At 39.5% G+C, this 21,219-nt stretch carries 22 protein-coding genes; 12 read left to right on the top strand and 10 right to left on the bottom strand.

Annotated features, from left to right (window positions below; genetic code table 11):
- Positions 1 to 153 precede the first annotated feature (153 nt).
- From QT327_RS09685 to QT327_RS09655, 7 genes are all read left to right on the top strand, one after another.
- Positions 154 to 1,089, top strand: coding sequence for a PfkB family carbohydrate kinase (locus tag QT327_RS09685; RefSeq protein WP_354004764.1), 936 nt, complete (start codon positions 154 to 156; stop codon positions 1,087 to 1,089).
- Positions 1,090 to 1,094: 5 nt separating this feature from the next.
- Positions 1,095 to 1,607 carry a C40 family peptidase gene (locus QT327_RS09680; RefSeq protein WP_130857605.1) on the top strand — a complete coding sequence of 171 codons (513 nt, stop codon included), beginning with the start codon at positions 1,095 to 1,097 and terminating at the stop codon, positions 1,605 to 1,607.
- Positions 1,608 to 1,729: 122 nt separating this feature from the next.
- Positions 1,730 to 2,329, top strand: a complete 600-nt coding sequence (locus tag QT327_RS09675) for a TetR/AcrR family transcriptional regulator (protein ID WP_013666097.1) — start codon at positions 1,730 to 1,732, stop codon at positions 2,327 to 2,329.
- Positions 2,330 to 2,430: 101 nt separating this feature from the next.
- Complete coding sequence (locus QT327_RS09670; protein ID WP_289552706.1) at positions 2,431 to 3,648, top strand: efflux RND transporter periplasmic adaptor subunit; 1,218 nt, start codon at positions 2,431 to 2,433, stop codon at positions 3,646 to 3,648.
- A gap of 2 nt (positions 3,649 to 3,650) precedes the next feature.
- Positions 3,651 to 6,848, top strand: coding sequence for an efflux RND transporter permease subunit (locus QT327_RS09665; RefSeq protein WP_130857608.1), 3,198 nt, complete (start codon positions 3,651 to 3,653; stop codon positions 6,846 to 6,848).
- 30 nt (positions 6,849 to 6,878) lie between these two features.
- Positions 6,879 to 8,294: an efflux transporter outer membrane subunit gene (locus tag QT327_RS09660; RefSeq protein WP_130857609.1), complete on the top strand. Its 1,416-nt coding sequence runs from the start codon at positions 6,879 to 6,881 to the stop codon at positions 8,292 to 8,294.
- 51 nt (positions 8,295 to 8,345) lie between these two features.
- Positions 8,346 to 8,576 (top strand): 4a-hydroxytetrahydrobiopterin dehydratase, encoded by a 231-nt coding sequence (locus QT327_RS09655; protein ID WP_130857610.1) that lies wholly within the window; start codon positions 8,346 to 8,348, stop codon positions 8,574 to 8,576.
- 32 nt (positions 8,577 to 8,608) lie between these two features.
- Here the strand turns inward: QT327_RS09655 and QT327_RS09650 are convergent, their stop codons facing one another.
- The 3 genes from QT327_RS09650 to QT327_RS09640 are packed head-to-tail and all read right to left on the bottom strand — an operon-like array spanning position 8,609 to position 11,139.
- Entirely contained in the window at positions 8,609 to 9,070 is a 462-nt protein-coding gene (locus QT327_RS09650) for a GNAT family N-acetyltransferase (protein ID WP_130857611.1), read from the bottom strand.
- A gap of 9 nt (positions 9,071 to 9,079) precedes the next feature.
- The gene (locus tag QT327_RS09645) at positions 9,080 to 10,750 is read right to left on the bottom strand and encodes an ArnT family glycosyltransferase (RefSeq protein WP_242627354.1); all 1,671 of its coding nucleotides are present in this window, start codon (positions 10,748 to 10,750) and stop codon (positions 9,080 to 9,082) included.
- A 17-nt stretch (positions 10,751 to 10,767) separates the two neighbouring features.
- Complete coding sequence (locus tag QT327_RS09640; protein ID WP_149105538.1) at positions 10,768 to 11,139, bottom strand: GtrA family protein; 372 nt, start codon at positions 11,137 to 11,139, stop codon at positions 10,768 to 10,770.
- Positions 11,140 to 11,320: 181 nt separating this feature from the next.
- On the opposite strand from QT327_RS09640, the gene QT327_RS09635 reads away from it, so the two are divergent.
- On the top strand, positions 11,321 to 11,839 hold the full coding sequence (locus QT327_RS09635; RefSeq protein WP_013666089.1) for a GNAT family N-acetyltransferase: 519 nt from the start codon (positions 11,321 to 11,323) through the stop codon (positions 11,837 to 11,839).
- On the opposite strand, the gene QT327_RS09630 is transcribed toward QT327_RS09635, so the two are convergent.
- From QT327_RS09630 to QT327_RS09620, 3 genes are all read right to left on the bottom strand, one after another.
- Positions 11,836 to 12,156: a cupin domain-containing protein gene (locus QT327_RS09630; protein WP_149105537.1), complete on the bottom strand. Its 321-nt coding sequence runs from the start codon at positions 12,154 to 12,156 to the stop codon at positions 11,836 to 11,838. The genes QT327_RS09635 and QT327_RS09630 overlap by 4 nt on opposite strands.
- A 116-nt stretch (positions 12,157 to 12,272) precedes the next feature.
- Entirely contained in the window at positions 12,273 to 13,691 is a 1,419-nt protein-coding gene (locus tag QT327_RS09625) for a glycoside hydrolase family 125 protein (protein WP_149105536.1), read from the bottom strand.
- A 270-nt stretch (positions 13,692 to 13,961) separates the two neighbouring features.
- Complete coding sequence (locus QT327_RS09620) at positions 13,962 to 14,834, bottom strand: LysR family transcriptional regulator (protein ID WP_013666086.1); 873 nt, start codon at positions 14,832 to 14,834, stop codon at positions 13,962 to 13,964.
- 88 nt (positions 14,835 to 14,922) lie between these two features.
- On the opposite strand from QT327_RS09620, the gene QT327_RS09615 reads away from it, so the two are divergent.
- Together QT327_RS09615 and QT327_RS09610 are read left to right on the top strand one after the other, a co-directional pair.
- Positions 14,923 to 15,378, top strand: a complete 456-nt coding sequence (locus tag QT327_RS09615) for a class I SAM-dependent methyltransferase (RefSeq protein ID WP_289552704.1) — start codon at positions 14,923 to 14,925, stop codon at positions 15,376 to 15,378.
- The gene (locus QT327_RS09610; RefSeq protein ID WP_289552703.1) at positions 15,375 to 15,644 is read left to right on the top strand and encodes a hypothetical protein; all 270 of its coding nucleotides are present in this window, start codon (positions 15,375 to 15,377) and stop codon (positions 15,642 to 15,644) included. The genes QT327_RS09615 and QT327_RS09610 overlap by 4 nt, the downstream gene beginning before the upstream one ends.
- 9 nt (positions 15,645 to 15,653) lie before the next feature.
- On the opposite strand, the gene QT327_RS09605 is transcribed toward QT327_RS09610, so the two are convergent.
- A complete protein-coding gene (locus QT327_RS09605) occupies positions 15,654 to 15,938 on the bottom strand; it encodes a hypothetical protein (RefSeq protein WP_289552702.1) in 285 nt (94 codons plus the stop codon).
- 228 nt (positions 15,939 to 16,166) lie between these two features.
- Between QT327_RS09605 and QT327_RS09600 the strand changes: the two genes are divergently transcribed.
- On the top strand, positions 16,167 to 16,655 hold the full coding sequence (locus QT327_RS09600) for a YMGG-like glycine zipper-containing protein (RefSeq protein WP_013666083.1): 489 nt from the start codon (positions 16,167 to 16,169) through the stop codon (positions 16,653 to 16,655).
- 122 nt (positions 16,656 to 16,777) lie between these two features.
- Here the strand turns inward: QT327_RS09600 and QT327_RS09595 are convergent, their stop codons facing one another.
- The 3 genes from QT327_RS09595 to QT327_RS09585 form a co-directional block, all read right to left on the bottom strand.
- Entirely contained in the window at positions 16,778 to 17,455 is a 678-nt protein-coding gene (locus tag QT327_RS09595; RefSeq protein WP_013666082.1) for an ATP-dependent Clp protease proteolytic subunit, read from the bottom strand.
- A 158-nt stretch (positions 17,456 to 17,613) separates the two neighbouring features.
- Entirely contained in the window at positions 17,614 to 17,832 is a 219-nt protein-coding gene (locus QT327_RS09590; protein WP_289552699.1) for a hypothetical protein, read from the bottom strand.
- Positions 17,813 to 18,358, bottom strand: coding sequence for an RNA polymerase sigma factor (locus tag QT327_RS09585; RefSeq protein WP_013666080.1), 546 nt, complete (start codon positions 18,356 to 18,358; stop codon positions 17,813 to 17,815). Before QT327_RS09585 ends, QT327_RS09590 begins: the two co-directional genes overlap by 20 nt.
- A gap of 374 nt (positions 18,359 to 18,732) precedes the next feature.
- Here QT327_RS09585 and QT327_RS09580 point away from each other — a divergent pair, with 374 nt between their 5' ends.
- The gene (locus QT327_RS09580) at positions 18,733 to 21,213 is read left to right on the top strand and encodes an SEL1-like repeat protein (protein WP_130857615.1); all 2,481 of its coding nucleotides are present in this window, start codon (positions 18,733 to 18,735) and stop codon (positions 21,211 to 21,213) included.
- Positions 21,214 to 21,219: the final 6 nt, after the last annotated feature.

Below are 21,219 nucleotides of genomic sequence, written 5' to 3'. Positions count from 1 at the left end.
AACTAATGTTTTTTTTCCAATAAACAAACCGGAAATCGGTCGTTCGTTTATGGCTACACCCATCCGCTGTATTTACGTGTCAACTTATTTACCAAAAAAATAGCTGATTATTTTAGCGAATAATTACCTTTGTCAGCATTTGGAATTTGTCGAATGCTATTCCATACGAATAATTTGAGTGTAAACATGTTTGATATTTGTTGTATAGGGCATATTACTTTAGACAAGGTTGTTACGAGCAATGCTGCCAAAAATATGCCAGGAGGAACTTCCTTTTACTTTTCAAATGCCATTAGGAACATGGATATTGCCTTTTCATTGGTTACTGCCGTGGCTGATTCAGAGAAGTATATCGTCGATGCGCTGCAAGACAAAGGTTTGTCGATAAAAACCGTTCCGACGAAAAAGACTGTTTACTTTGAAAATATATACAATGAAAATCAGGATCATCGTACGCAACGAGTCTTACAGGAGGCCGATCCATTCACGGTTGAGCACTTAGTAGATGTAGAGGCTAAGATTTTCCACTTAGGCCCCTTACTAACGAATGATATCCCTGTAGAAGTCATCAAATTTCTTTCAAAAAAGGGAATGGTTTCCCTGGACGTTCAGGGTTATCTGCGCATCGTAAGAAATTACCAAGTTTACTATGCCGACTGGCGTGATAAGAAAGAGGCTCTTCCACACATAGATATTTTAAAAGCCAATGAATTTGAAATGGAAGCGCTTACAGGTACCTCAGATATCTATAGTGGCACAAAAATTTTGGCCGACCATGGTGTAAAAGAGGTGGTTATTACCTTAGGCAGTTTGGGATCGGTTCTTTACAAAGAAAATACATTTTATACCATTCCTGCATATGTTCCTTCTCAAGTAACGGATGCTACCGGATGTGGAGACACCTATATGGCCGGTTATTTATCCAAGAAAATTAAGGGAGGCACGTTGGAAGAATCCGGAAAATTTGCTGCGGCTATGTCGACAATCAAAATTCAAGGTTCAGGACCTTTTATGGGAACTAGCGAAGAAATACAGCACGTGTTGACAAATAACAGACAGGTTTTTTATGACAGGCTACAATTTAGCTAGTTATTATGAACAAGCCTCTTTGTCTAACCATATTGCTAAGTTTCTCTTTGTGCCTTCCTTCTGAAGCAAGGCGAGGTGATAAAAAACAATCGGTCTACTCCTTTTACACCACACGCCAAGAAATAACACCCGCAGCTATCGTAGCTTTTGCCAAACAGTTTTTGGGCGTGCCTTATAGATTTGGCGGTAGCAGCCCACAAAAAGGTTTTGATTGTTCAGGTTTTGTCAATTATGTTTTTAGTAATTTCCACTTTCTTGTTCCTCGTAGCTCAGCTGCTTTTAACAGCAAGGGAAGACAAGTACCACTCACTGAAGCGCAAGCCGGTGATGTCATTTTATTTAGAGGTACTAATCCAAAGGTAAAGTCAATAGGTCACATAGGTATTGTTATATCCGATAAAGGGGAACCTCTACGTTTTATTCATGCCTCTTCAGGCAAGATACGTTGTGTAACGGAAACACTACTTGATAATCGCTATCAAAAACGATTTGTAAAAATTGTTCGTTTAATATTATAAAAATATGCTAAAATACTCTACAAATCAACACGTTATAATTAATGACAATTTCATGTCATTAAAATTCACAAATAATATCGAAGTTTGCCTAACACTGTTAAATAACTTTAGGGGGTTAAGACATGGGAAGTAAAGAGCGTATTCAGCGGTTGAAAGATGAAAATAGAGTAAAAATTCTTGACGCATCGCTCCAAATAGTTAAAGAAGAAGGATGGCAAGCGTTGAGTATGCGTAAAATCGCTGATATAATAGAGTATACAGCCCCAATGATATATGAATATTTTGCTAATAAAGAAGCTATTTTAACAGAACTTGCCGGTAGAGGGTATTTTATGTTAGCAAAAAGGGTAAGAGAAGCAAGGGATCAAGAAGTTGACTTAGAGAAACAGATTGAAGCCATGTGGCTAACATACTGGGATTTTGCTTTTGAGGAGAAAGAGCTTTATCAGCTTATGTACGGGGTTGGAACCCAATGTTGCGAAATGGAAAAGACGTTTCGATGTTTCGACTCACATGCGGTTCTCATCAGTGATGTTATCAAAGAGATCATGAAAGCGAAACAACCTGATGACGACATGGTTTGCAGAAAATATTTTACCTATTGGTCTATTATACATGGTTTGATTTCTATTAATATGGTAAATAAAGGAAATGGAGAAGAAACAAATCAACAAGTTCTTAAAGATGCCATATATGGCATAACCCGATCGTTAGTCGATTAATTTTTTTTACTCATTAAATAACAATCGTAAATCATTTAACACTGTTAAAAAGGAGAAAGCACTCTCCGGACATTTGTAAATATTATACATATATAAATAAAATGAAACATCTATTTTCCACCATGACGTTTGAAACTTTTAACCCGTTATTTAACGTTGTTAAGTTATTTAATAACGTAAATAGACTTGCCATCATAGCATCATCTATTTTTTTATATAGTTGTTCTTCCGGACAGCAACAACAAGGGGCTCCGCCTCCTCCATCGTTGCCTGTAATTACTATTAATTCTGGTGAAGAGACCGTTTTTCAGGAATATCCTGCTTCTATTGAAGGAACCGTCAACGTAGAGGTACGGCCTCAAGTAGAAGGAACGCTTGACGCGATTTATGTAGATGAAGGTGCAAAAGTGAAAAAGGGGCAACCGCTATTTAAGATCAACGATCGCCCTTATCGTGAACAATTGAATCAGGCCATAGCTAATCTTCATGCCGCAGAAGCCGCTTTGGAAAATGCAGAACTCGAGGTTGAGAAAAAAACCAGATTAGTCAACAACAAAGTATTAGCAGATTTTCAATTGAAAACAGCCATTGCTGCCAGAAATGGTGCTAAAGCCAATTTACAGCAAGCAAAGGCCGGGGTAGAAAGCGCAAAAATTAATTTGGGATATACGCTTATTACCGCTCCTGTTGAAGGTTACATCGGACGTTTGTTAAAAAAACAAGGAAGCTTGGTAAGTCCGGCGGATGCACAGGCGCTTACTGAATTATCCGATATCCACGAGCTTCATGTATATTTCGCTTTAGGCGAGAACGATTTTGTAGACTTTAAAAACAATTTCGAAGGTGTTACATTGGAAGAAAAGATAAAGAACTTGCCTCCTGTAACCCTTGTATTATCTGATCAGACAGCCTATGGGCAGCCAGGAAAAATCGATATGGTAGACGGCCAGTTCGATAAAAACACGGGAGCTATTACCTTAAGGGCGACCTTCCCAAATAAAGAAGGATTACTTCGTTCAGGAAATACCGGTAAAATTCGATTAGGTAAACAGCATTCCAAAGTATTGCTGGTGCCACAAATGGCGACCATGGAAATGCAGGATAAAATTTTCGTCTACACCGTGAACGATAGTAACAAAGTGAACAAACAGGCCATTCAGGTGGTAGGTAAGAGCGGTGCCAACTATCTCGTAAAAAGTGGCCTTAAAAACGGCCAAAACATTGTATACAAAGGCATGGACTTATTACAGGAGGGACAAGTGATCGCCCCTCAGAAATTGAGTGCAGACAGTCTTAAGTTAACAGCATATAACAAATAATCATGTTAAAGAGATTTATTGAAAGACCGGTATTAGCTACGGTTATATCCATACTACTCGTAATTCTTGGAATAATCGGGATTGTGAAACTCCCTTTGCAACAGTTTCCCGATATTGCCCCACCTGCCGTACAGGTAACGGCCCTTTATCCCGGCGCCAATGCCGAAACAGTTCTTCGGGCAGTGGCCCCTTCGTTGGAAGAATCGATCAATGGTGTCGAAAATATGAGCTACATGAGCTCAACTGCCAGCAATGACGGATCGTTAATGATTACCGTATATTTTAAACTAGGTACTGATCCGGATCAAGCAGCCGTCAATGTTCAAAACAGGGTTGCACAGGCCACCAGTCAATTACCGGCTGAAGTTGTTCAAGCAGGTATTACCACGGCGAAGCAGCAGAACAGTTTAATCATGGTGTTAGACCTTTATACAGAGGATGAAGGGACCTATGACCAAACGTTTATGACGAACTATGCGCAGATCAATATTATCCCGGAATTAAAACGTATACCTGGCGTAGGTCAGGCCTTAGTATTCGGTGGTAGTAAAGATTATTCGATGCGTGTTTGGCTGAATCCAAATCAAATGGCCAGTTACAAGCTGACGCCCGCTGAAGTGATGGCTGCTATACAGGATAAGAACGTGGAAGCTGCACCGGGAAAATTTGGTGAAAGTAGCAGCGAAGCCTTTGAATTCGTTATAAAATATAAAGGTAAGCTCAATCAACCTAGCGATTATGAGAATATCATTATACGCGCTAATGCAGATGGTTCTGTGCTCAGACTTAAAGATGTAGCACGAATTGAACTAGGTGCATATACTTATGCCAGCCATACACGTATTAACGGAAAAGCAGGCCTCAATATCGGTGTGATGCAATTGGCAGGCTCTAATGCCAACGAAATACAGATCGCCATTCAAGAATTTATGGAGAAAGCGGCAAAAGATTTTCCTAAAGGCGTGAAGTATTTGGTACTGTACAACACAAAGGATTCATTGGATCAATCCATCGATCAGGTGAAACATACACTGATCGAAGCGTTTGTTTTGGTGTTCTTAGTGGTTTTTATCTTCTTACAGGATTTTAGATCGACGCTTATTCCTGCTATTGCAGTACCGGTAGCTATTATCGGAACGTTCTTCTTCATGCAGTTATTCGGCTTCTCCATTAATCTACTGACACTCTTTGCGCTGGTGCTTGCAATCGGGATTGTGGTGGATGATGCGATTGTAGTGGTAGAAGCTGTCCATGCGAAAATGGAGCACCAGCATTTACCACCCAAAATAGCCACCACCTCCGCGATGAGTGAGATTACGGGAGCCATCATATCGATTACATTAGTAATGTCTGCGGTATTTTTACCTATTGGTTTTATGGAGGGGTCAACCGGCGTATTCTATAGGCAATTTGCCTTCACATTAGCGATTGCTATCGTGCTATCCGCAATTAATGCCTTAACACTTAGCCCTGCTTTATGTGCGCTTTTCTTGAAGGATACAACTCATCACGGAGAGAAGAAACAACAACTAAGCTTCAAAGATAAATTCTTTGTAGGCTTCAATACTAGCTTTGACAGACTAACGAAAAATTACGTTGGTAGTTTACGTTTTTTGGTGCGTTATAAATGGTTTAGTATGGCGGGTTTAGCAGCGCTTTTGGTAGTAACCATTTTCATGATTAGAAGAACACCTACAGGATTTATACCTTCAGAAGATCAAGGATTTATAGCCATCTCCCTTTCTATGCCTGTAGGTGCTTCTTTAGAACGTACTACAAATGCTTTGAAAGAAGCTGAGCAGCACTTGCAAAATACACCCTTTACAAAGACGCTTAATATCATTTCAGGATTTAATATCTTAACCCAAGCAACAAGTCCGTCTTCAGGAGTTGCTTTTATTTTGTTAAAGCCCCATGAAGAGCGCGGACAAGTAAAGGATATCAATGACATTATGGGCGTAGTTAGTCAAAAACTAGCTGCTATAAAAGGTGCTAACTTCTTCGTATTTACTTTTCCTACCGTTCCCGGTTTCAGTAATGTTGACGGTTTGGACATGGTACTACAAGACCGGACAGGAGGCAAATTAGACAAATTCGGTCAAGTAGGACAAACCTTTATCGGAGAGTTGATGAAACGTCCGGAAATCATGGTTGCCTTTACTACTTTCCGCGCCGATTACCCACAATATGAACTGCAAGTGGACGATGTAAAGGCCGAACAATTAAGCGTGAGCACGAGAGATATCTTGCAAACCATGCAGGCCTATTTCGGAAGCTCACAGGCATCCGACTTCAATCGATTTGGAAAATATTACCGTGTTATGGTTCAGGCCGATAAAACTGAAAGAGCAGAACCTTCATCTATGGACGGAATTTTTGTAAAGAACAGAATGGGTGAAATGGTGCCGATTAATACCTTGGTTAAATTGAACAGGGTATACGGACCGGAAACTGCTTCTCGTTACAACTTATTTAATTCCATCGGTATTAATGCTATGCCGAATCCCGGCTTCAGTTCCGGTGATGCTATTAGAGCAGTAGAAGAAGTGGCTAAACAGTATCTTCCTTCCGGTTTTTCCTATGAGTTTTCAGGGATGACCAAAGAGGAAATAACATCCGGAGGACAGTCTACCATTATTTTCCTTTTATGTTTGGTGTTTGTATATTTCTTACTTGCCGCCCAATATGAAAGTTATATCCTTCCTCTAGCTGTTATTTTATCGATTCCTACAGGTATTTTTGGTGTATTTGCAGCGATTGGTATGACTGGTATCGCTAACAATATTTATGTACAGGTAGCTTTGGTTATGCTTATCGGTTTATTGGCCAAAAACGCCATATTGATTGTGGAGTTCGCCGTACAAGGCCGTAAAACAGGTAAACCAATCGGCCAGGCAGCTTTAGAAGCTGCTCAATTAAGGTTGAGGCCTATTATCATGACCTCACTAGCCTTCGTAGTCGGTATGATACCGATGATGAGTGCGAATGGACCTTCAGCTCAGGGAAATCACTCAATCAGTATCGGCGCGGCCGGCGGGATGTTGTCAGGCGTTATCTTGGGACTCTTTATTATTCCCGTCCTCTTCATTGTCTTCCAAGCTTTGCAAGAGCGAGTATCGGGCAAGCCAAGCGTCATACCACGTGACTCGAATGATCAGCAGAATAAGGAAGCAGTAGCCGATACCATTCCTTTAAGTTAATAATCATAAAGGATAACAATATTCTAAACAATGAACAGTAAATCAAATCTCCTTATAATTCTTGTTTTGCAGGCATTCTTCTTCGCCTGCAAAACAACGGACAAGGCCATTCAAACCGAAGCCCCCGTCCCTGCCAACTTCCGAAATGCTGAAGTGCCATCGGATGATTCAACCAGTATAGCTTTCATTCCATGGCGTGATTTTTTTAATGATGTGACTTTGCAGACGTTAATTGATACGGCTATCGCCCACAATATGGACTTGCAGTTGGCCATAAAAAATATCGATGCCGCGCAGGCTACGTTGAAGCAAGCAAAAGCTGGATATATACCGAATGTTAGTCTACAGGTGGGTGCCAACAGTACCAATCCATCTAACAACAGCTTAAATGGCGTCAGCTTGAATCAGTTTCTGAAAACTAACCATATAGAGGATTATAATGCGACGCTAGCACTCTCATGGGAAGCTGATATATGGGGCAAAATAAAGAACCAAAAAGCGGAAGCCCTTGCATCTTATCTGCAAACAGAGGAGGCGAAAAAAGCGGTTCAAACACAAATTGTTTCTTATGTAGCACAGGGCTATTATAACTTGCTTATGTTGCAGGAACAATTAAAAATTGCACGGCAAAATCTTGCCTTGAACGATAGTACCTTAAATATTATCAAACAGCAATACGATGTAGGCGAGATTACGCTTTTAGGCTTAGAACAGGCAGAAGCACAGCGCTTAGCGGCAGCGTCATTGATTCCCGATTTTGAACAACAGATTAATATACAGGAAAACGCGCTGAGCATTTTAAGTGGTAAACTACCGGAAGGTATAGCTACGCAAAGTACCTTGGACGATATCCAAATTCCGGAAAAAATCAATACCGGCGTCCCTTCCCTATTGCTAAGTAGACGGCCGGATGTGAAGCAAGCAGAATTGGCCGTTATGGCCGCACGTGCCAACCAACGGTATGCAAGAGCAAGTATGTATCCCTCGTTAACGATTAGTGCACAAGCGGGTGTTAACTCCTTTAAAGCGAGTAATTGGTTTAATATTCCAGCATCTGTTTTTGGAACAGTTGCCGGTGGAATTGCGCAACCAATCTTACAACGGCGACAGCTAAAAACAAATTACGAGTTGGCCGCTATTAATCATGAGAAAAGCGTTATCCAGTTTAGACAATCAGTGATTACCGCAGTAGGAGAAGTTTCCGATGCACTGATTGCACTCAACAAGCTGCAAGAAAAGCAATCCATTGCCTTGAATCGTACTAATAAACTACAAAGCGCCATTCACAATGCAGACTTATTATTCAATACAGGCATGGCAAACTATCTTGAGGTTATTACCGCTCAAAGTAATGTGCTACAAAGCGAACTTGAACTAGCACAAATAAAAAAGGCTCAATTAGTTGCGATGGTAGAGCTATATCGATCTTTAGGTGGTGGGTGGTAATTAGCCAAACAAAACATCAATTCGGATTGTTTATCAGCTAAAACGTTGATTATGTGGAAAGAAGAAAACAATAGTTTATATAAACGGTTCGAGTTTAAAGACTTTTCGGATGCCTTTGCTTTTATGACAAAGGTAGCTTTGCTTGCAGAATCGTCCAACCATCATCCGAAATGGACCAACGAATGGAATAAAGTTGAAATTTGGCTTTCAACACATGATCAAGGAAATGTTATAACTGAAAAAGATCGGAAATTGGCCGCAGCAATTGATAAGGTTGTTTAGATAAAGGATGCCTACGCTATTGTAGGCATCCTTTATAGCGTTAAACGCAGTATTAACATATCCTTATGTTGTAGCCCATCTTCAAAAATTGGTTCACTATAGTTATCTAAGAAAAAGTTTGTTTTAATTTGGTCTACCCTAAAACCAAATTTTTGATAGAATTTCAGTTGATATCCAAAAGACCCTGTCCCTACTTCCAATACATTGGCTTGCTTATTTTTTAAAATTTCTATAAGCGAGTTTAAAATTTGGCTCCCATATCCCCTATTTTGGTACGCAGGAAAAACTGCTATATTCATAAGTTCATAAACTTCCGAATCTTGTGATTTTATGACCGCTACACCTATGACAACTTCATTACACCGGGCAATATAACAATCGCTGTCGTATAGATACTTTTCAATTGCTGACTTACTTGGATCTGCCAGCATTAGCAGGTCCCAAGGGTAATTGCCATTTACAACAGTCAATTCTACAAACATATTGGTATCCATAAAGCAAACTTACTGAATCTTGCGAAGTTCCACCAAGGAAAAGCTCGTTAACGTCTTTTCCCTTGTTTTGTGATTGAGAAAACCCCATTTCAATTTCGTGATATGATAATCGCTGAAATTCTTGAGTATCTTAACCTGGTATTTTGATGTCAAATCGGGTACATTAGTAGTAGGAAGAAAAACGATTTGCTTATTGTCGCTTTTCGATTTAAGCTGGGAAATATCGTCTACATATTCCACTTTAGTAGGTGCATAAAAATCGAAGGAAAAGCGATGTCCAAGGTAACTTTTCACTGGCCCATTTGGATGATGATTTTGCAACCATCTACCAGCGACCATACCCGCTTGATAACGCAATAAAGTCGGATAAAAAAAAGCATAAGCAAATAGCATAAAGATGACCGCTGACACGGCACTTAGACAAACTAAGTTCCGTACACTAACCCGAAAAAACAGGATATAGGCAATCGTTCCGGTAAGCAGAGCTAAAACAACAAATAAGAACTTAAATGGCACGTCGAACACGAATGCAATCATGATTAAAAGCACTAATACTAAGACAAAAATGACCTGTTGTATGATAGAAATTGCTTTCAGTTTCTTGTGCTTCAAGGAAGATAAATAAGAAGCAGTAAAGAGTGCGAAATGAGGAAAAACAATAATGATATAATGCGGCAATTGAAACTCAGAAAAAGAAAAAAGAAGAAAAGCTACGAGCGCATTGCTGTTAATTATTAAAGTAGTCGCTTTCTTTTTTCCTATAATTGACCGCTTCTTCAGCTTGTTAAACACCGCTATATAAAAGATCACGCTCCAAGGTAAAAAGGCCCATAAAGTAGTATGGAGAAAAAAACTGACATCCCCCTTCCCTTTTATAGGCCCTGTATTAAAAAACCGTCCAAACTGACTATCCCAAAAGAAAAAGCGGATACCTGAAACATTTTGTTGATTAAAGATCACTTTCTCAGGATGCATGTCGAATTGAATGTACAGCGCGTATAGTTCGGGTAGGATGAAAATGCCAACTAAAAGAAGCGCGAGCCACCATTTTAGTTTGATGAATTCTCGATATTGTTTGGTAATTATCCAATAACATATAAAACCTGATAAAACAGGAATGATTACAAAAATGCCCTTTACCATAATACCGCAAGCCAAAAAGAACGAACCGGGAATGACATGATAAGATAACGAGCGATAAGCTATGTAATAATGAAAAACTGCCGCTAAGGTAAACGTAGTTAAGTAAATCTCTGCTCTTACATCAAAATTTGATATGACAACGTGAAAGGCGGTCATGAACATAACGACTGCAATTAGGGCAATCCTTCTCTTATAAAGTTTTGACCCCAGTAAATATAGGTAATAAGAACCAAGCCACCCGAAGAGCAAAGAAGGAAGCTTATAAGCAAATCCACTTATTCCCAGCAGTTTAAAAGAGCTGGCAGCTAACCAAAAAGTAAGATGTGGTTTATCGAGCCAATCCTGTCCCCTAACATATAAATTCAACCAATCATTATAAAGAAGCATATTTTTGGCAATGGATGCATAAAGCGCTCCATCCGGCTCCATCACACCTCCAAATAAACTAAAAATGCTTATAAATGCGATAATCCATATTACAATATAATAGGCTTTTTCTTCCAGATTAGTCGATCCACGCTGATATATATGCATCATTGACACTATTTAAAAGTCTATTGATCTTTGAATGTTATGAAATTATTTACCAAAAAATTCCATATAAATACCAACCCGATAGCTAGGCACTTGCTGAGATAGAAGTTGAGCTTGCAGTAATGAACAAAACAGAATAGAAGAAACGTGTTTAAAGCTAATCCCACCAAGCTGAAAAAAATAAAATAGCCGAATTGCAAGCTCACACTGCTTTTATTATTAAATGTCCAAAATTTATTAAGGTAAAAATTATTCAGCACAGCCATCGAAAAACCAATACCGTTGGCCGCATACTGATTCAATCCGATCTGTTCTCTAAAGAACCAAGTAAACAAAAAGTCTATAGTGAACCCAACACCACCTGTTATGGCAAACTTTGTAACTTTCCACATCTTATTATCTTATAAAAGAAAGAATTATGGATTAAAAAGTATTAAGAAAAACGGTTAAAGTACAAAACATAATGAAATGATAACGTGCATTTAACATTCGGATTACTTTCGACCAGGTGTTTCTTTAAGATATGACTATTAACCGCATTTTACTTATTTTTGCGGGGCGAAAAAGACTCACATGTTACATATTACGAAAGCAAAAATCGACGATATCCATATAATTCAAGAGATCGCTCATAAAACTTGGCCGATAACCTTCGGTAGCATTCTTTCTTTTGAGCAAATAAGTTACATGCTCGAAATGATGTATAGTACAACATCGTTATTACGGCAAATGACTGAACTGAATCATCATTTTTTATTAGCAGCTGAAGAAAACGAGTGTCTAGGTTTTATTTCTTATGAATCAGCTTACAAAAATGCGCTACAAACCAAAATCCATAAGATCTACATCTTACCGGAAGCACAAGGCAAAGGTGTTGGAAAAAAACTAATGAGGGCTGTAGAAGAAATAGCGCTAAACAAGGGCGATAAAAGATTATTACTTAATGTCAACAAGCACAATGAAGCGGAAAAATTTTATGCACGATTAGGTTTTGAACTAATTGGGACGGAAGACATAGACATCGGTTCCGGATATTTAATGGAAGACAAAATCATGAGCAAAAAATTAAAGGGGGATAACGAAACTTTTTAAAGAAAATCTTCCCTCAATGGCGTAAAGACATCCAGTAACTCACCTTCTTCCAAACATTTGCAGCCGTGTAAAACATTTGATGGCATTAGACAAGTATCACCTGCTTCGATGACTTTCTTTTCATTTCCGATATTAAACTCAAATTTCCCGCTGATAACAAAAGTAGATTGTGTGTGGATATGCTGGTGAACGGTACCAATAGCTCCTTTTGCAAAACGTACGCGAACCATCATCATTTTGCTATTATAGGACAGAATTTTCCGGAAGATTCCGTCTCCTACGTCCTTCCAATCATTTTTTTTATTAAAATCGAACATTACAGTTAACAATGGGATATGCCAAAATAAGTAATTTAATTGTATACTAAAAATGTTTTAGTTGTTACAGAAACGACTAAAACATTTTAGTTACAACAAAAAAAGAGAGTTGAACCTTAGCTCAACAAGCTTTTTTTACGCTCAAAGGTTTCCCATAACAATTCGCCAAACAAAGTGTTTGTCCAAGCGAACCACGAGCGGGTGAATTTTTTCGGGTCATCTTTGTGGTACGACTCGTGCATGAAACCAGTGCCTCCATGGCACTTTTGTAGTGTTTGGATGCAGGCTTTAATCTCTTTGTCATCAGAGCTCGTCAACGCACGCATCACAATACTCATTGGCCAGATCATATCTTTACCGATGTGTGGTCCCCCCACTCCTTCTCCTGCACTTCCTTTATAAAAGAAAGGGTTATCAGAAGACAGAATAAACTTACGCGTATTCACATAACGTGGGTCATCCGCTTTCACCGCACCCAAATAAGGTAAGGACAAAAGGCTCGGAATATTAGAATCATCCATTAATAAATGTCCTCCGTAACCATCTGTTTCAAACACGAATATTTCGCCATATTTTGGATGCTTCGTAGTTGCATGTTTAGCTAAAGCGTCTTCTACTTCCTGTGCAAGCGTTGTCAGCTCTTTGGCTAAAATGTTATCGTTATGAATCGCCTTTAACATCTCTGCCGCCTGACGCAAAGAGACCACAGCGAAGAAATTAGACGGGATTAAAAAGGAAAGTACAGTTGCATCGTCACTCGGACGAAACGATGAACAGATTAGTCCAACAGGATTTACCGGATATCCATAGCCGTCCATAGGTAGGGTGTCTGTAGCACGGCCTGTTACCCTTTCAAAATGATAAGGACTTGTTCCGTCTTTTCGTTGTTGTTCTTTAAAGGTTTTTAGAATATTCTGTATAGCCTGTTTCCACGTATCATTAAACGGTTTGGTGTCTTTTGTAGCTTTCCAGTAGTGATACGCTAAACGAATGGGATAGCAAAGCGAATCGATTTCCCACTTGCGTTCATGTACCCCTGGCTTCATATCAGTTTTATCCTTTGCCCACTCGCCAACTTTTTCGGGATCGTCGTAAAACGCATTAGCGTATGGATCTTTTAAAATGTAGTGACTTTGTCTGTTGATCACGCCGGCGATAAGATCAGCCAATGGTTTATCATCTTCCACCAGTGCTAAATATGGCCATACTTGGGCACTGCTATCCCTAAGCCACATTGCGTCGATATCCCCGGTTATAACGTATGTATCAGGTATTCCGTCGATCGACTGAAAAAACACTGTGGTATCCAAGGTGTTAGGAAAACAGTTTCCGAAAAGCCAAGCAAGCTCCTTGTTTTTCACTTTATTCTGAAAAGTTTTTATCACCTTTTCAACAGCTTCACTGGTAAAATTACGCATATTTTCTGCCACCCTTACCTCCGGAAAATTCTCGGACTGCGCAAAAGCAAAGTTATTACTTAAGTAGTAACCAGCACCAAGGGCCATGGTACTTTTGATAAAACTTCTTCTTTCCATTGTATATGATAGAATTTATAAATTATTTCGATCCACACATTTGCTGAATATTACGCTTCTATTCAACCGTAAATCGGCTTCGAACCGATTCTGCCTTTGTTCTATATCGCTTAGCAGCCGTAAACATATTATAAATTCCGCTATAAAGCAAACCCTCATGCCGCTGGGATTCGTTAAGACAGGAAAGTCACCGTTAACATTTACCGAGTCATTCAATGACTTGTTAGTGCTACCGTTACCACGTTTCTCGTCCAACAACTTCATAAACAGCTAAGTGACCGCTAAAAACTTACTGCACTCTTTAAAGCTCTCCAACGCGGGGTGTTCCGTTCGGCGATGATAAGCCATAACAATTTCTGTATACACAGCGATACCTTTTAACTCAATAAACTTTACATGAAGAAAAGGGTACTGACCTCTAATGGACGCGGGAACTAAAGCGATACCAAGTCCATGCTCCACCAGTCTCAGCATGGAGTGCATATTATTACATTCATGAACGACTTGCGGTTCGAAGCCCATCCGGTGGCAACAAGCTACAAACTGTTGATGATAGTGCGGAGCATAACGACTATTATAAGAGATGAAATCAATCTTTGCTAAATCTTCCGTTTGTGTACCAAAATGATCATCAGCACATACAAGTACAAAGGGATCTTGCCACAATGATTTTACCGCTAGATGAATGGAGTCAATGGGTGCACGAAGAATTCCGACGTCCAGCTTCCCTTCTTCTAGCGCTTTTATCTGTTTTGCCGTAGAAAGTTCGTATAGACGCGTTTTTAACAATGGATATTCGACTCGTAATTGTTGCAGTATTTTAGCAAGGCCGCTTAATGGGGTTGAACTGATATAACCGATCTGAAACTCGCCGCTTACCGATTCGTGTATTTGTTTCACCAGCTGCTTACTTCGCTCAAGCCGCTGCATAAGTTCTCCACATTCATTTAAAAAGTAACGTCCCGCTTCAGTTAAGGTAACTCGTTTATTATTTCGATGAAACAGTAGCACACCCAATTCTGTCTCTAGTTCTTTTATTTGCCTCGTTAGCGGTGGTTGAGAAATGTGTAAACGTTCCGCTGCTTTACTGAAATGTAAAAGTTCAGCGACTGTTTTAAAGTATACAAGATGCCTTAGCTCCATAATACCTCAAAGGTATCAATAATTATAAAAAATAGTATTTTTAAAGCATAAAACAGATTGATAGATTTGCCTTACTAAACAACATTATATGAATAACTTCTCAGGCAAATCCACGGTACAAGAAATCAAAGCACGTTTCGACCAAGACGTTGAACGCTTTTCCAATTTAGAGACTGGTCAAGCCACTACCATTGACGCTACCTTTAGCATGGAGCTTATTGTTGATAGCATAATCGCCCATTCTCCCAATTTAAAAACAGTTTTAGATATTGGTTGTGGTGCCGGAAACTACACCTTAAAGCTTTTATCTAAAAAGACGCCTCTCGATTGCACTTTGTTGGATTTAAGTCGTCCGATGCTAGACCGAGCATATGCGCGTGTTACAGCAATTAACACAGGAAATACAACGCTCGTTCAGGGTGATGTCCGCACTGTTGCACTAGAAGAGAACCATTATTGTACAATAATGGCTGCCGCTGTACTCCATCATTACGTGACGATAAAGATTGGGAAAAGGTATTTACAAAGTTATATCAACTATTGAAACCAGGTGGTAGCTTGTGGATTTCGGATCTTGTTGTTCAGGAAACAACCGCCATTCAACAACTTATATACAATGAACGTTTTGGTAATCACTTGGTTAATATGGGCGGTGAAAACTATAGGGATAACGTACTCGACTATATTGAAAAAGAAGACAGTCCCCGTTCTCTCAATTTTCAACTTGATCTCTTGAAAAAAGTGGGATTTCGCCATGTTGAGGTTCTTCACAAAAACTTATGCTTTGCCGCCTATGGTGCAATTAAGTAAGGTCAACTGTTAACTCAATCGATAAAAAAGATCTTCCCATTCCTCATCTAAGCTTTTTTGGGGCATTACTTGTTTCGCACGATTGTACCAATACGCAGCGTTCCATAAGTCTCCCTCTTTTCGATGGAGATAAGCATGTACGTGGGCGGAGTTGGCGTCATTCAGATGGTCAATTAAACCATGAGCTAAGTTCCATTCTCCTTTTGCATCGTACCATAATGCTTGAAGGTGAACAGAAAGCTCTTTTGGTGGATAATCCAAAATCAATGTATCTTTAAAAGCTTCCAGTGTCAAAACAATTCGGGTTTAGTGAGGGGTAAAGGTATAAAATTAAATTGGAAAACAAGTACCTCAAGATTTGCTTGTTAAACTATACAAACCGTATAAACACCTTCATTATCCTAATAAGATATACTATTGATTTAATGTTATTTAGCGTAAATTATTATGCTTACATAAAGTTTTGGCATAATTTTTTCTATGCTATTCATGTTATAAGAAACACTGAACAAATAAAGTATTATGAATAAGATCATCGCTTTATGCTTAATGGCCAGTATCGGCTTTACAGCATGTAACAATAATAGTGCGAAGGAAGAAGCCTTAGCGAAAGCGGCGGCTCTTAAACAAGTGAAAGACAGTTTGGCATTGGACAGCTTTCGAAGAGCAGAAATCGCTGAAAAAGAACAACTAGAGCAAGAGAAATTGCAAGCACAAGAGATGGAGACCCAGGCAGCGAGGAATACAAGTTATAGCGAGCCGGAACAGGGGAGCCAGTATTACGAAGCTAGTGAATCAAATACGGCTCCTGTGGCAGCCAGTACCCAAAAGAAAGGGTGGAGTGACGCCGCCAAAGGGACTGCAATTGGCGCAGGAGCAGGAGCCGTTATGGGAGCGCTAATAGATAAGGATAAACGCCTACGAGGCGCGGCAATTGGCGCTGCTATCGGCGGGGCCGGTGGTTATGCCATAGGTCGAAAGAAAGACCGTCAAAGCGGTCGAGTTCAATAGAATATATATTAAACCATATATATTAAACTGAGATCCTGCTAGGTTAACCGCTAGCAGGATTTTTTATTTGCGTACTCCTTCCGATGGCCAGGCAAGCTTGCTCATAAACATTAGCTTCTGTATCAAGACATCACCTTTCCTAACACTTCATCAATCATTCCATATCCTTTGGCCTCTTCCGCCGTCATCCAATAGTCGCGATTTGAAGAGGTATGTACCCATTCATAAGACTGGCCACTATGGTCGGCAATAATTTGATAAAGCTCTTTTTGAAGTTTGAGTATTTCGCGTGCATTAATTTCCAAATCAGCTGCCGTTCCTTGCATACCTCCCGAAGGTTGGTGAATCATTACCCGAGCATGCTTCAACGCCGCCCTCTTTTTATCAGTTCCGGCACATAAAAGAACAGCGCCAAACGAAAGGGCTATACCTGTACAGATTGTAGCGACATCCGGAGTTATATACTGCATGGTATCGTAAATCCCTAGCCCCGCATAGACAGAACCTCCCGGGCAGTTGATATACAGCTGAATATCTTTATGAGGGTCGGTTGATTGCAGAAAAAGCAATTGGGCCTGAATAATGTTAGCCACTCGATCATCTACGGCTTCACCTAAAAAGATAATACGGTCAATCATTAACCTGGAAAATACATCCATCTGTGCTACATTCAGCTGCCGTTCCTCCGTTATATACGGTGTCATGGAAGCATAGACATTCCGGTTAAACCACCTTTCATATTGGTCAAAGGTATTCCCACTCATCCCGTAGTGGGATACAGCAAATTTTCTAAAATCCATATTTTATCTGTTATTAGTCTTTAGTTGTGTAATTAGCAATCGGCAGAACGTCCTCCATATGGGCTAATTCTTTCTCTCCTGTTTTTTAATCCGGCCAACCCCTATCAACCTATTGGAAATAGCGTTTAATCTGCTGAATTAAGGTTTTATGTTTAGGATTATGAAAAAAATCGTGCTCTACCGTTTTTTAGTTGTTTACGCAATTCCTGTTGCCCATATTTTTTTATAAGCTTATACGTTTTCTCTTGCCAAAAGAAATCATCTTTTAGCGCTGAATCTATTATTAGTCGCGCGTCCAACAGCAACCGTGCTTCTGTATCCAGCTCATTATGTGAATAAGCATCGAGTAAATACACATTATTCAAGGAAGTCTTCATAGTGTAGCGATTTTTCTTTAATGAAAGCCCTAACTTTTTCCAGACATTTGAATTTCTGGACAGTTGCCGAACGTTCGCTGCTAAAGCCAAATTGTTTGGCTAATTTTCCCATGGAGATTTTATCATAGTAGAAAGTTTTTAGCAAATTTAGACAACGGTTTCCGACTTTTGTCAGCAAGGCCAGCAAACGTTCATCAGACATTTGTCTATTTGTATCTTCATCCATCATTTCTACATCAGCCGATAGTGGTTCATGGTTAAGTCCAAGCTTATATTGATGGTTCCAAAGATGTTTAACAACACCGAAAATATAGGCTGGAGCGGTAGTTTTGATAAGGTGTCTATTACATACGATTTGCTCATAGTATATTACGAGCGCATCCTGAAATATATCTTTTGCCTGCTCCAATGTTCCACCTTTTTTACTGATGTACTTAGCAACCGAGGGAAAAGTCTCACGGTAGAATGTTGTAAACAAATCCTTTGAAAAAATTACGTGCTCTTCACACGCCTCTGATATTTCCATATTCTTCGTTTTTATTGGGATGTGTATAAAAAAATCAATATATCACCCTCTAAATTAAAAAAATTTAATCTACTGTTTGTTATCAACAACCGGCGTCAATGGGCCCCTGTTTCTGCAAGCAAGATCTAGGCTATTTATTAGCATTAAGTTTTAAGTTATAGATTTGAAGTATTACGTTGCTACTTAGACAATTGTTTTGATACTGGACACCCGTGTTTTGACACTAATGATAAGTAATAACGACCCAAATTAATAGCACCCCTGAAATCAGGGATTTTTGCTTTTTTTAAGTCAAAATAAACAATAAATCCAGTTTCCTTACGCTAATTATTAGCATATTCGCAACACCTATTTAAATTAATTTCATTCATAATATGACATTAGAACAGCAATATTCAACTATTCTAAATAACATCAGCCAAAACTCGCTCAATCCAAAAGTTTATGATCGTTCGTCACTACACCATCAAAAAACCTGGTTTGAAGGACTGGCCACCTTGGAAATAGCTGTCCATAATTTACCCCAACAAAAACAGGAAGTCGTTGACTTATATGAAGAGCTCTTTTCAGAAGGTTTGGACTTTAAAGCCTCATATGAGTTAGACGAGATGGACTACGCATTTTATTGGGATAAGATATTGGCGATTTTAAGTGCACTCGCTATCCATCATACAGAGGTTTATGCGCAAATTGCTTTCCAATACAATGAGACCCGTCGTATGTATCGTAACAATGCTAAATTCCATTATTATCTCAACTTAGCTATTGAAACAAATGTTCCCGTGGCCAAAGCGGTTGCAGCTTATTTTTATTACTATGGAATCAATACAGAAAAAGACAAAGAAAGAGCCAGTCAGCTCTTCCGTGAAGATAGTGGTGACTGGAGTGTACTTTATCAAGCCTATATCCAACTGAACGAGAAGCAGTTTGAATTTCTGCCTGCTGTTATTGAGCAATTAAAAAGCAGCAGTGACAAAAAGATAAAAAAGAATGCATTGATTTTAGAAGGTAGTTACTTAGAGGCGATTGGGAAGCCGGAAGAAGCGCTATCGGTTTTTGAACAATCATATAAGAGCGATTATTCTGCGTTTTCACTAACTAGAGTCGCCTTTATAAAACACATGCTAGACAATACGCATAAAGAAGCATCCATGAAGCTCTGGAAAGAAGCAGCCAGCCTAGGTTCTATAGAAGCGATGAATTATCTTGGCGTCAACACCTTTCCGGAAGTTTATACCCAAGAAGCCTATACTGAAACCGTTCGTTGGTTTTCTCTTGGATATTTGTACAACAATGCTTACGCTGCTTACCGTTTAGCTCTTATCAGGCTTTATGTTGAAGGTTGGGAAGAGAAGGCTATTGGCTTTCGTCTGCTAGAAGAAGCCATAGAAGGAGGGTCGCTAGATGCACTTATTGAGAAAGCAGAGATTTATACAGAAGGTCGAATAATTGAGCGGGATGAAAAAATGGCCTTTGAGCTTTTTCAAAAAGCCGCTAAAGAAAAAGATGCTCCTTATGCTTACGTACGATTAGGCTATCTTTATGAAATCGGTGCCGGCCCGGACGGTGAAAAAGACGCTATAACAGCTTTAGATATGTATGAAAAGGCCGTCGAAAAAGACCATCCATACGGTTATAGTAACGCGGGACGCATGTATCGTTATGGTATAGCCGGAGAAATAAATATAGAAAAAGCAAAGGCTTACTTTGAAAAGGGAGTCGAGCAAAACATCCCCTTTTCAATAACAGAATTGGCGTTCATGTATGAAGATGGTACCTTAGCTCAAGATTATAAAAAAGCTTTTGAACTATTTGGCAAAGCAGCCGAAGGGAATAGTGCTTACGCGATGTACTGTTACGGCCAATATCTACAAAATGGCTATAATGATGGAGAAAAAGCTCCCGAACAAGCCTTCTATTGGTTTCAAAAGGGGGCTGAGCTTCAGGAAGTCAATTGCATTTATGAAACCGGTCGCTGCTATCGTTATGGTCTCGGCGTAGAAGAAAACCCCGATCAAGCACTGTATTATTATCAACAGGCAGCCGATGCCGGTTATCCCCGTGGGTTGGTAGAATTAGCGCTTTGTTACGAATATGAATATGGTGTAAATTTCGATGCTGAGAAGGTCTTAAACCTTATGATAAAAGCTGCCGAACAAGGCTACGCTTTCGCGCAATATAAAGTGGGGGTATATTATATGCATGGCAGCTTGGGCGAACAGGTTCCTATCAATTCTGAACAAGCAATTATGTGGCTTAACAAAGCGGCAGATGCGGGTTATCCATATGCCTATGTAGAACTCGGAGATTATTATTTATGGGATTATGATAATCTAAATGAAGCGGATAGAGCTTTTGCATTCTATGAAAAAGCTTCCGAACAGGATGTAATAGCAGAAGGATTAGGCGTTTGTTATGAGTACGGTATAGGCATCGATTATAGTATGAGCGAAGCTTTCAAGTATTACGAGATGGCAGCGAACAAGAACGTCATTGGTGCCATGTACCGATTGGGAAATTGTTACTTAAATGGTAATGGAGTAAGTGAACAACCGGAAGAAGCATACAAATGGTTTTTTAATGCGGCACAACAGGGTAATGTTCCTTCTCAATATCTATTAGGAAAGCTTTTGCTGAAAGGGAAAGGTGTAGCCATGAATAAGGAAGAAGGTATTGAATGGTTACAAAAAGCAGCAGAGCAGCAGTATGCTGCTGCACAATATGAATTAGGTAATTGCTACTTGATGGGTGACGGCCTAGAAGAAAATGAAGATAATGCGATGTATTGGTTTGAGCAAGCAGCAGAAAAGGGACATGAACGCGCCATCAAAATTGTGGGTGGTAATAGAAGATGATGTCAA

Origin of the sequence: Olivibacter sp. 47 (genome assembly GCF_030372825.1) — a bacterium.
Classification (GTDB): domain Bacteria; phylum Bacteroidota; class Bacteroidia; order Sphingobacteriales; family Sphingobacteriaceae; genus Olivibacter; species Olivibacter oleidegradans.
Note: the sequence above shows the minus strand (reverse complement) of the source record. Positions and strands in the feature narration are given on the sequence as shown.